Origin of the sequence: Nonomuraea rhizosphaerae (genome assembly GCF_019396405.1) — a bacterium.
GTDB lineage: Bacteria > Actinomycetota > Actinomycetes > Streptosporangiales > Streptosporangiaceae > Nonomuraea > Nonomuraea rhizosphaerae.
In genome coordinates this window covers 1-11,110 of record NZ_JAHKRL010000514.1, presented here as the reverse complement: position 1 = coordinate 11,110, position 11,110 = coordinate 1, and the positions used below count along the sequence as shown (strand labels likewise).

The following is an 11,110-nucleotide window of genomic DNA, read 5'->3' as shown; positions in this document are numbered from 1 at the left end:
AGCGGCAGCGCGCCATCGCCCGCGCCCGCCTGTACGCCGAGCAGCGCTCCACCCTCGACGAGCTGGCGCAGCGCTTCTCGGTCACCCGGGAGCGGATCAGGCAGATCGAACGCGACCTGCGCGACCACGTCGAGGCCTGGCTGGGCGGACCCGAGGCGGTCTCCCTGGTCGCGCACGTCAGCTGGCTGCGCGGCCGGCTCGGCTCGGCGGTGCCGGCCGACGACCTGACCGCGGCCGTCCCCTGGCACCGCGGCGAGCTGCGCACGCTCGGCATCCCGGCCTGGCGGTTCGTGCGCACGCTGCTGACCGGGTACGAGCAGGCCGACGGCTGGCTGGTCGCCGGCGGCGCGGACGAGCTGCGGGAGAAGACGCGCCAGCTGTTCACCGACGGGCCGCGCCCGATCGGCGAGGCCGTCTCCATGGTGACCCAGCTCGGCGTCCGCGAGGACGTGGCCGAGCGGTGGATCCTGGCCGTGCCGCAGCTGCGCGTCCTGGACGGGCACGTCGTGCCGTGGCCGCGCAGCATCAACGAGAAGGCCGAGGCGGTGCTGGCGGTGGCCGGGCACCCGCTGACGCCCGAGGAGATCCAGGAGCGGATCGGCGAGGACTACAGCCTGGTCGGCATCCGCAACCAGCTCACCGCCGACGAGCGCTTCCGCCGCGTCGACCGGAACAAGTACGGCCTGACCCGGTGGGGCGGCGACGAGTACCTGGGGATCAGGGAGATGATCGCCAGGGAGATCGAGCGGGCCGGCGGCGAGGCCTCGGTCAGCACGATCGTCTCGAACCTCACCTCGCGCTACGACGTCAGTGAGAGCTCGGTGCGCGCGTACTCGGGCGGTCCCGGGTTCGAGCGGACGCAGCGGGGGTGGATCCGGGTCGCGGGCACCTCGCCCAGCGGCGAGGCGGAGCCGTACCAGCCGCGCAAGGACGTGTCGGAGACGCGGCGCAGCTTCCGCAGCCGCGACAAGCGCTGGTGGCACCGCGTGGACATCAACGCCGAGCACCTGCGCGGGTCGGGCTCGCCGCTGCCGACCGGGTTCGCGGCTTATGTGGGGATGGCGCCGGGCGGGCAGCTCACCGCGTCCACGCCGTCCGGGGACGTGGTGATCAGCTGGCACAACCAGCCCACCATGGGCTCGATCCGGAACGTGCTGGCCGACTTCAACGCCGCCGAGGGCGACCACGTGTTCCTCACGGTGTCGGACGCCGGGGAGCTGCTGACGCGGTTCCTGCCCGCGGCGCCCGCCGGGATGCCGCCGCTGAACCGGGCGCTCTACCTGATCGGGTACACGGCGCCGGTGACGTCGGAGATGGAGGGGCTGCGGCTGATCGGCGCCCGGATCGGGCTGCCCGAGACCGCCGGGCGGGACGACGTGCTGACGCGGCTGCGCGAGCGCGGGGACCGGGACATCCTCGGTTTCCTGGGCGGATGACCTCCGCACCGGGAGGCTAGGCTCGTGGGATGTTGCGGATCCACGACACGCGCACCCGCCAGGTAGAGCAGCTCGGCCCCGCCCGCGCGATGCGCATGTACTCCTGCGGGCCCACCGTCTACCGCTACGCGCACGTCGGGAACCTGCGCTCCCAGCTGCTGTCCGACCTGATCCGGCGGGTGCTGGAGCGGCAACGCGTGCGCATGGTGGTCTGCCAGAACATCACCGACGTCGGCCACCTGACCGACTCCGATCCGCGGGACACGGAGCGGGAGGGTGCCCAGCCGCGGGACAAGGTGCTCGCCGCCGCCGAGGCCGAGGGCCGCTCCGCGCTGGAGCTGGCCCGCTTCTACGAGGACGCCTACAAACGCGACACCTCCGCCCTGAACCTGCGCCCGCCGGAGCACATGCCGCGCGCCAGCGAGAGCATCGACCTGATGATCGAGCTGATCGCCAAGCTGATCGAGCAAAAAAACGCCTACGCGCTGCCGGACGGTTCGGTCTACTTCGACGCCACCTCCTTCCCTGCCTACGGCGAGATCTCCGGCAACCGCCTCGACGCCCTCGCCCCCCTCGACCCCGACCCCCGCAAGCGCTTCCACGCCGACTGGGCCCTCTGGAAGCCCTCCACCGGGGAGCTGTCGTGGGAGTCCCCCTGGGGCCGTGGCTTCCCCGGCTGGCACGTCGAGTGCTCGGCCATGTCCCTGCACTATCTCGGTGACCGCATCGACCTGCACACCGCCGGGTCCGACCTGCGCTTCCCCCACCACGAGGACGAGCGCGCCCAGTCCGACTCGGCGGCCGGGCACGAGGTCGTACGGCATTGGGTGCACGGGGCGCACGTGCTGTTCGAGGGGCGCAAGATGGCCAAATCCACCGGCAACGCGGTGCTGCTGTCGGACGTGACCGGGACGGGGATGGACCCGCTGGCCGTGCGGCTGGCGTTCATGGAGCACCGGTACCGGCAGCCGCTCAACCTCACCTGGGACACCCTGCACGCCGCCGACCGGACCGTACGGCGGTGGCGCGCCCGGGTGGCCGACTGGTCGGAGTCGCCCAGCGCCCCCATGGCGGCCGACCACGTACGGCGGGCCGAGGAGGCCCTGTCCGACGACCTGGACACGCCTGCGGCGCTGCGGGTGCTGCGCGAGCTGGAGCGGGACGAGTCGGTGGCGCCCGGGGCGAAGTTCGAGTCGTTCCTGCACCTGGACCAGGTGCTGGCCCTGGACCTCGCCACGGAGATCGGCCGCCCCCGCACGCTGCCTCCGGGCGCGGCCGAGCTGCTGGAGGAGCGGGGGCGGGCCCGCGCGGCCGACGACTGGACGGAGTCGGACCGGCTGCGCGCACTGCTCGCCGACCTGGGCGTTCAGGTCCGTGACACGCCGGACGGCCAGGAGTGGTGATTCACGGTCGCGACTTCCTCAGCAACGCCCAGACGATCTTCCCGCCTCCCTGCGGCCACCGGCATCCCCACGTCTCGGCGATGCTCCCGACCAGCGGCAACCCCCGCCCCCTGATCGCCTCCCGCCCCTGATCGGCCGGTCTCGGCGGTTCGGGAGTGCGGTCCCACACCTGCACGATCACCCGCGCGTCCGTACGGCACAGTCCGATCCACAGGTCCCGGGCGGCGAACGGCGCGCGGTGGCGCAGCGTCGCCTCGACGCCGTTGGTGACGAGTTCGCTCGTCACCGCCAAGGCGTCCTCCACCAGATCATCCAGACCCCACGTCGCCAGCACCTCCCTCGCGTACCGCCGCGCGACCGGCACCGAGATCGGCCGGGCTTCCAGATCGCGACGGCTCTCCGCGAGGATCACCCGCCCACTGGCACGTGCCAACTGCCCCCCGAGGAACGCCAACAGGACACCGTTCATCTGACCCCCGCCTCCCGGCCACGGCGGACAAAGCCCGCAAAGGCCGCTGTTTTCCCTGGATAAGCGCGATTCCAGCCCGCCGACAGACAGGCGGGGTGTATGAGTGTCAGTGTTCACTCGACCACCTTTAAATGCAACCTTTCATTTAGAGGCTATCGAGATTGCTGGAGCTCCGGATGGAGGCAGAGTGGCGCGTGGCAAGCACATCCCGACCGTCGCCAGCATGCGACTGGCGCGGGAGCTCTACGCCCAGCGCGACAGGACAGGGCTCAGTCAGGCCGCCGTCGCCGAGGAGATGGGCTGGGCCGAGAGCAAACTCAACCGCATCGAGAACGACAAGAGCCGTGTCCTGCAACGGGACGTCAAACGGCTGCTCAAGCTGTACGGCACCGAGGAGGCCGAGGCTGAGGCGATCGTCGAGCTGTCCCGGCTGGCCGGCGAGCCGGAGTGGTGGCACCAATACTCCGGGGCGATCCCGGAGTGGTTCCAGGTCTACGTGGTCCTGGAGGCGTCCGCCTCGGACCTGCTCGGTTACGAGTCCGAGCTGGTCCCGGGCATCATGCAGACCGAACGCTACGCGCGGGCGATCATGTTCACCGCGCCGTCGCCGTTCGAGTCGGACGAGGAGATCACCGGCACGATCCAGGTACGCGCGAACCGCCAGGCCAGACTGACCGCCAAGGACCGGCCGAACGTCTGGCTGGTACTCAACGAAGCGGTCATCCGGCGCGTGGTGGGCGGGCGGGACACCATGCGCGAGCAGCTCGAACATCTCATCAAGGTGGCGCGGCTCCGCAACGTCACCCTCCAGGTGCTTCCCTTCGCCGGCGGCGAGCACTCCGCCATGCACGGCTCTTTCAGGCTTCTGAAGTTCTCCACGCCCGCAGACCCCGACAAGGTGTACCTGGAGCAACAGATCGGCGGCCTTTACACACAGAAGCCCGACGAGGTGGAGAGGTATAGGCTGATGTTCGACCACTTGCGTGCGCGGGCGCTCGGTCCGCAGGACACGATCGCCATGCTGGGTGCCGCGGTGGCCGACCTGGCGTGAAAGCGGACCCGCATCAAAGGGGAAGTGCCCACCGTGGACCTGACCACCGCAATCTGGCGCAAGAGCACCCGCAGCGGCAACAACGGCGGTGACTGCGTCGAGGTGGCCGTCGTGCGTGGTCGTGACGCCGGGGTTGCGAACAAGGCCGGCGAGGAGTTCGTCGTCATCGTCCGCGACACCAAGAACCGGGATCGCGAGCCGCAGGTGTTCACGATCCCGGAGTGGGACGCCTTCGTCGCCGACGCCCGCGAAGGGCGCTTCGACTCCGCGGCCATGATCGAGGAGCTGAAGAGCGTCCCGATCGCCTGACCTGGGCCTGCGCCGCCTGCGCGGCTGGCATCACGATCAGATCGACGACCGGATCGGCCGCTGATCACGTTCGCCCACCGATCCGCCCATCCACCGATCCGTCACGCCCGCCGGGCCGGGCCGTCCGCCGATCCATCGCGCCCGTACGGGCGTCCGGTAGGTGCGGTTTGTCGCTCTCGCCATCCTGAAAGCTGATCACCTCCCCCACCTCCCGATGTGTCCGAAACCCCGGCTTCCCTAGGGTTTCCGGTGTGGCCGTTGGGGCGGAAGTGGTGATCGCGGACTGTCAGACTTGAGGTCCCGCTCGGCAGACTGGAGGTATTCGTGAGGTTGCGGCCCTATGCCTGGATGCCCTGGCCGTTGAGGTGGGCGGCGCGGGCGTTGACCGTGGTCCTCGCGCTCGCGCTGGTGCTGGCCGGGGTGCTCGTGTACACGGTGCGGCGGTCGTTCCCGCAGGTGGACGGCAGCGTACGTCTGCCGGGTCTAGCCGGAAATGTAGAGATTTATCGCGATAAAGCGGGAATCCCGCAGATCTATGCGGACAGTGCCGAGGACCTGTTCATGGCTCAGGGGTTCACGCACGCCCAGGACCGGTTCTGGGAGATGGACTTCCGGCGGCACGTGACGTCCGGGCGGCTGTCGGAGCTGTTCGGCGCGGCGACGCTCGACAACGACAAGGCCATCAGAACCATGGGCTGGCGCAGAGTCGCCGAGCGGGAGCTGCCCGAGCTGAGCGACCGCACCCGCCGTTTCCTGGACGCCTACGCCAAGGGCGTCAACTCCTGGCTCAGGGCCAACCCCAACGCCTCCGACCGCAGCCTCGAATACTCCGTGCTCAAGCTGCAGAACGGCTCCTACACGCCCGAGCCGTGGACCGCGCTCGACTCCGTCTCCTGGCTCAAGGCCATGGCCTGGGACCTGCGCTCCAACATGGAGGACGAGATCGACCGCGCCCTGGCGCTGACGAAGCTGCCCAGGGAGCGGGTCGAGCAGCTGTACCCGGACTACCCGTACGACAGGCACGCCCCGATCGTCACCGAGGGCGCGATCGTCAACGGCCGCTTCGACCAGGGCGGCGAGCCCACGCCGGAGCGCGACGCCAGCAGGGCGCTCACGCAGGCCGCCGAGACGCTCGACGCCGTACCGAGCACGATGGGCGCGGTGGACCGCGAGGGCATCGGCTCGAACTCGTGGGTCGTCTCGGGCGAGCACACGACCAGCGGCAAGCCGCTCCTGGCCAACGACCCGCACCTGTCGGCGCAGATGCCGTCCATCTGGTACCAGGTCGGGCTGCACTGCCGGAAGATCACCGACGCGTGCGGCTACGACGTGACGGGCTTCAGCTTCTCCGGCGTCCCCGGCGTGATCATCGGCCACACGGACAAGATCGCCTGGGGCTTCACGAACCTGGGGCCCGACGTGGCCGACCTGTTCCTGGAGAAGGTGAAGGGCGACACGTACCTGTACAAGGGCGAGTCCATGAAGCTGGAGACCAGGAAGGAGCAGATCAAGGTCGCCGGCGGCCCCACGGTCACCCTGAACGTCAGGAGCACCCTGCACGGCCCCCTGATCAACGAGGTGATCGGCGACGCCGAGCCGAGCGACGGCGCCAACGCCGTGGCGCTCCAGTGGACCGCCCTCACCCCCGGCCCCACCGTCGACGCCGTGTTCGCCATGAACTCCGCCACGAACTGGGAGGAGTTCCGCGCCGCCGCCGCGCTGTTCGAGGTGCCCGCCCAGAACCTGGTGTACGCCGACACGGAGGGGCACATCGGCTACCAGGCGCCCGGCCGCATCCCCGTGCGCGTCAAGGGTGACGGCGCCTGGCCGGTGCCCGGCTGGACCGGCGAGTACGACTGGCGCACCGCCCCCATCCCCTACGACCAGCTCCCCTCCGTCGAGGACCCCGCCGCCGGGTACATCGTCACGGCCAACAACGCCGTCATCGACCCCAAGCGCTACCGGCCGCTGCTGACCAAGGACTGGGCGTACGGCTACCGCTCGCAGCGCATCCTCGACCGGCTCGGACAGGAGCTGGCCAGGGGCAAGGTGGACGCCGCCACCATGTCGAGGATCCAGCTCGACACCCACAACGGCCTGGCCGGGTCGCTGGTCCCCGCGCTGATGCGCGTCCCCTTGGCGGGGCCGGCCGTACGGGCCAGGAAGCTGCTGCAGGGCTGGGACGGCTCGCAGGAGGTCGGCTCGGCCCCGGCCGCGTACTTCAACGCGGTGTGGCGGCACCTGCTCGGCCTGACCTTCGACGACGACCTGCCCTCCGGCGCCCGCCCCGGCGGCGGGGACCGCTGGTACGAGGTGATCGACCGCCTGCTCGAAACCCCGGACGACCCGTTCTGGGACGACACCACCACCAAGGGGCGCACCGAGGACCGCGACGAGATCCTGCGGCAGGCGCTGGCGGCGGCCTACCAGGAAGTGTCGGACCTGCTCGGCGACGACGTCACGGCGTGGCGGTGGGGCGACCTGCACCGGTTGACCTTGACGAACGCCTCCCTCGGCACCTCGGGCATCGCGCCGGTCGAGGCGCTGTTCAACCGGGGGCCGCTGGACGTGTCAGGGAGCAAGGACGCCCCGAACGCCACCGGCTGGAACCTGCAACGAGGCTATTCGGTCACGTCGGTGCCGTCGATGCGGATGGTGGTGGACCTGGGGGACCTGGAGAAGTCGAAGTGGATCAATCTGACGGGGGCTTCGGGGCACGCGTTCCATGACAATTACTGGGATCAGGCGCCGATGTGGGCCAAGGGGGAGATGCTCCCCATGTACTCCAGGCCGGAGACGGTCCGGAAGGCGGCGGTCCACACGCTGCGCCTCACTCCCTGACCAGCCCACCTCCTGCGCTCCGCCACTGACCAGCGCTTCTGCGGCTCGCTCCTTGACCGGGGTGCCACGGCGGCCGGCTACGACCACGGGTGTAGCCGGACTCTAGACCACGGGCTGACGCCCCCGCCCCCGCCCGGCCGCGACCATGGTGGCCATGACCCGCCTCTGGTACCTGATCGGACTGCTCCTGATCGTCGCCGGGCTCGTCCACCTGGGCGTGCTCGTCCTCGACGGCGGCCCCTGGGACGGCCCGGTGTCGTGGCGCAAGCCGTTCACGTTCGGGATCTCGTTCGGGCTGAGCGTGCTGTCGCTCACCTGGGTGTCGCAGTTCGTCCGCGTGCGCGCTCGCCACGTGCTGCTGGGCGTCTTCGCGGTCGCCTCCACGGTGGAGGTCTCCCTCATCACCCTGCAGGCGTGGCGCGGCGTGCCGTCCCACTTCAACATGTCCACGGACACCGACGCCCTCATCGCGCGCGTCCTGGCGGCCGGCGGCTTCGCCCTGATCGCCGTCGTGGTCATCATGGCCATCGCCGCCTTCCGCCGCCTCCCCTCCACCGGCCCTCACCTCACCGCCCCTGCCCCCTCCACCCCTGACTCCTCGGGCCCTGCCCCTTCCGGCCCCTCCCGGCTGGGCGGGTCGCCCAGCATGCGGCTGGCCCTCCAGGCCGGCTTCGGCACGTTCCTGGCCGCGATGATCTTCGGCGGCATCATGATCGCCCGTGGGGTGATCGAGGTCCTGTCCGGCTCGCAGCAGCTCGCGTACACCGTGGCCGCCTCGCTCAAGCCCGCGCACGCCATCCTCATGCACGGCATCCTCCTGCTGCCCGCCCTGGCCTGGCTGCTGTCGCGCACGGAGCCGTCCGAGCGGGCCCGCCTGCGCTTACTACGGCTGGCGACCTGGACCTACGTCACCGTGTCCGCGATCGTCTCCGGCATGGCGCTGTTCGGCGTCACCATCGTGAGCGCGTCGACCGCCTCGGTGCTGTGCGCCGGCGCGATCTCCGGCCTGGCCATCACCGCCCTGGCCCTCGGCCTCCTGCGCCCCGGCCGTCCCCGCACCCCTGCGACGGCCACCCCGCAGCCGGTCAGGCGGTGAAGGAGCGCGACTCACCGATCGCCAGGTCCCACAGGGCGTCCCGGGGCAACCCCTTGGCCTGCCAGGCCGCCCGCGACGCCTCGATCGGAGCCAGCAACGGCTCACCCGACAGCACGAACGTGCCCCAGTGCATCGTCGCCATCCGGGGCGCCCCGACGTCCAGGCACCCCTGCACCGCCTCCACCGGGTTGACGTGCGCCGCCTTCATGAACCAGTTCGGCTCGTACGCCCCCACCGGCATGAGCGCCAGGTCCAGCCCACCGAACCTGTCCCCGATCTGCTCCAGCCGCTCCCCGTAGCCGGTGTCGCCCGCGAAGTACACCGAGCGGTCGATCACCCACCCGCCCCACAGCGTCTTGCAGGTGTCCCAAGGCGTCCGCCGGCTCCAATGATGGGCGGGCACGAAGTCGAACGTCACGTCGCCAACCATCACCGACTCCCACCAGTCCAGCTCGGTGACCCGGGTGAACCCTCGCCGCTCGAACCAGCGCTTCAACCGCGCGGGCACCAGGACCGGTGTGTCTCGCGGCAGCTTGCGGATGGTGGGCGCGTCAAGATGGTCGTAGTGGTTGTGGCTGATCACCACGGCGTCGATCCTGGGCAGATCGCTCCACGCCACGCCCGGCGGGGTGAGCCGCTGCCGCACGCCGGGAATCTTGCGCGACCACACCGGGTCCGTCAGGATCGTCAACCCTTTGACCTGCAGCACGAACGTGGAGTGCCCGACCCAGGTCACCGTCGTCTCGCCGGTGGCCGCGCGCGGCAGTCCCCCGTTGCGCAGCACCGGTATCTGATCGGCGTCCCCGATGTCCGTCCTCAGCGAGCCGTGCCAGGTGACGCTCAACAGCTCCTGGAACTCCGGCAGAGGCGCGGTGAGACGGTCCTTGAAGCTGTCCGGCCAGTGCGGCTGCGGAACCCCGATGGTCTGCGTCACGAATGCCCCCGACCCCGTACTCCGAGGACCGCGCGGTCACGGACCACGCGGCCACCCCGGCCCCATGGCTCCGCCGAGCCTTCGGCCCGCATCACGATCCGCGTCATGACAGGCCCCTGCCCTCAGTAGCCGATCAGTCACCCCGACCGACCGTGACCTGCGCGCCTCCGCCATCGAAGAGGCTCACGCGGGTACCCTCCGTCGTCGAGCCCGGCCAGCCGCTCGAACACGTTGTACGACGCCTGATGCCCGCACAGACCTACTGACACGAGCATCGCCAGCAGGTACAGCGGCAGCATCGGCAGCCCGACGCACCACGCCCACTGGGTCGCGTGCCGCCCCTCGTGCAGGATCAGCCGGTCATCGAGGAAGTCGCGCTTGGTCAGGACGACGTTCCCGACGGTGAACGCCCCCGCGATGGGGAAGTTGTAGCGGTATCCGTACGCGATCACGAGCCCGTTCGGCCCACGTTGCCTGGTGGCGCCTCCGACGACGGAGATCAGCAACCCGAGAGGGGTGGCGAGGTTGACGTAGTTCATCGCACGCCGGAACCGGTACCGCCTGTTCACGCACTTTCACCCACCATCACACTCGACCGCCCCTGACCGAACCGGTATCGCCGTTTGCCGCGACTCAGCCTTGACCAATCTTGACAAGTCGGAATAATGATCTGCGTCCTGAAATCTCCCCCAAGAGCAGGATCATGAGATTCACCATCGTGGGCGCGCTCGTCGCCACTCTGGCGCTGGCCGGGGTCGGCGGAGTCGCGATCACCCAGACGTCGTCGTCCGATCCCCTCAATCTCACAGGCCCTCCTCTCCGCGTGGAGGTGGTCTCACCCGCCGCCACCACCCCGACAGCGACACCCACCCCTAAAGTCGGGAAGTACACCGCGAAGACGAAGGTCGTCAAGAAAAAGGGCGTCTCGTATTTGGACGTCTCCATCAAGTACGGCGGTGCCGCCAGGTTCAGCGTGAAACAAAGGGTCTGCAAGGCCAAGTCGTGCAAGACGACGGCCACGGATCTCCCCGTCACCACCGGCGCGGGCCAGACGACCAAGAAGATCGGCAAGGGCAGCTTCAAGATCAAGGGCAAGCCCACCATCAAGGTCAAGGTCCTGCCCTGGCCCACCCGCACCGTGACCTCCACGGCCACGCCGACGGCAACGGCGACGATCACCAGCAGCGCGGACGTGACCTCGACGGTCACCGACACCGCGACGAGCACGGTGACCGAAACCGCCACGACCACGGTTACGGTCACCCAGGAGGCGACGGTTACGGTCACAGAAACGGCCCCCGCGGTCACGGTGACGGCCACGGCCACGTTCACCTGCCAGCCCGGCACCGAAGAGCCCATAGCCCCGACGCAGACCCCCTCGGAGCCCCCTTCGGACACTCCGACCCCCACCCCGTCGGACACCCAACCGGCCCCCCTGGCCACGGTCCCCGTCTGCCCGACGGCCCCGGAGCAGACTCCAGCGCCTTCGGAAACCCCGACCCCGACGCCGACCCCTGAAGCCCAGTAACCCAGAACCCCGTCGACCCGGCACCCTCCGGCGCCGGGTCGAC

At 70.0% G+C, this 11,110-nt stretch carries 11 protein-coding genes; 7 read left to right on the top strand and 4 right to left on the bottom strand.

The window, feature by feature from the left end; translation table 11 throughout:
• Together KME77_RS26790 and cysS are read left to right on the top strand one after the other, a co-directional pair.
• A partial coding sequence (locus tag KME77_RS26790) for a sigma factor-like helix-turn-helix DNA-binding protein (RefSeq protein ID WP_219471715.1) occupies positions 1–1,436 on the top strand: 1,436 nt, incomplete at its 5' end.
• A gap of 29 nt (positions 1,437–1,465) precedes the next feature.
• Positions 1,466–2,839: a cysteine--tRNA ligase gene (gene cysS / locus KME77_RS26785; protein ID WP_219471714.1), complete on the top strand. Its 1,374-nt coding sequence runs from the start codon at positions 1,466–1,468 to the stop codon at positions 2,837–2,839.
• 1 nt (position 2,840) lies between these two features.
• Here the strand turns inward: cysS and KME77_RS26780 are convergent, their stop codons facing one another.
• A complete protein-coding gene (locus tag KME77_RS26780) occupies positions 2,841–3,308 on the bottom strand; it encodes an ATP-binding protein (RefSeq protein WP_219471713.1) in 468 nt (155 codons plus the stop codon).
• Between the two features lie 187 nt (positions 3,309–3,495).
• Between KME77_RS26780 and KME77_RS26775 the strand changes: the two genes are divergently transcribed.
• Positions 3,496–4,359 (top strand): helix-turn-helix domain-containing protein, encoded by an 864-nt coding sequence (locus KME77_RS26775; protein ID WP_219471712.1) that lies wholly within the window; start codon positions 3,496–3,498, stop codon positions 4,357–4,359.
• A gap of 24 nt (positions 4,360–4,383) precedes the next feature.
• Complete coding sequence (locus KME77_RS26770; RefSeq protein WP_308250921.1) at positions 4,384–4,668, top strand: DUF397 domain-containing protein; 285 nt, start codon at positions 4,384–4,386, stop codon at positions 4,666–4,668.
• Between the two features lie 36 nt (positions 4,669–4,704).
• On the opposite strand, the gene KME77_RS26765 is transcribed toward KME77_RS26770, so the two are convergent.
• Complete coding sequence (locus KME77_RS26765) at positions 4,705–4,851, bottom strand: hypothetical protein (protein WP_219471711.1); 147 nt, start codon at positions 4,849–4,851, stop codon at positions 4,705–4,707.
• Positions 4,852–5,016: 165 nt separating this feature from the next.
• Here KME77_RS26765 and KME77_RS26760 point away from each other — a divergent pair, with 165 nt between their 5' ends.
• Positions 5,017–7,509 (top strand): penicillin acylase family protein, encoded by a 2,493-nt coding sequence (locus KME77_RS26760; RefSeq protein ID WP_219471710.1) that lies wholly within the window; start codon positions 5,017–5,019, stop codon positions 7,507–7,509.
• Positions 7,510–7,663: 154 nt separating this feature from the next.
• Positions 7,664–8,605, top strand: a complete 942-nt coding sequence (locus tag KME77_RS26755) for a hypothetical protein (protein ID WP_219471709.1) — start codon at positions 7,664–7,666, stop codon at positions 8,603–8,605.
• Here KME77_RS26755 and KME77_RS26750 read toward each other — a convergent pair.
• Positions 8,595–9,539 carry an MBL fold metallo-hydrolase gene (locus KME77_RS26750; RefSeq protein WP_219471708.1) on the bottom strand — a complete coding sequence of 315 codons (945 nt, stop codon included), beginning with the start codon at positions 9,537–9,539 and terminating at the stop codon, positions 8,595–8,597. The genes KME77_RS26755 and KME77_RS26750 overlap by 11 nt on opposite strands.
• 137 nt (positions 9,540–9,676) lie before the next feature.
• The gene (locus tag KME77_RS26745) at positions 9,677–10,108 is read right to left on the bottom strand and encodes a hypothetical protein (protein WP_219471707.1); all 432 of its coding nucleotides are present in this window, start codon (positions 10,106–10,108) and stop codon (positions 9,677–9,679) included.
• A 134-nt stretch (positions 10,109–10,242) separates the two neighbouring features.
• Between KME77_RS26745 and KME77_RS30085 the strand changes: the two genes are divergently transcribed.
• The gene (locus KME77_RS30085; protein WP_219471706.1) at positions 10,243–11,067 is read left to right on the top strand and encodes a hypothetical protein; all 825 of its coding nucleotides are present in this window, start codon (positions 10,243–10,245) and stop codon (positions 11,065–11,067) included.
• Positions 11,068–11,110 lie beyond the last annotated feature (43 nt).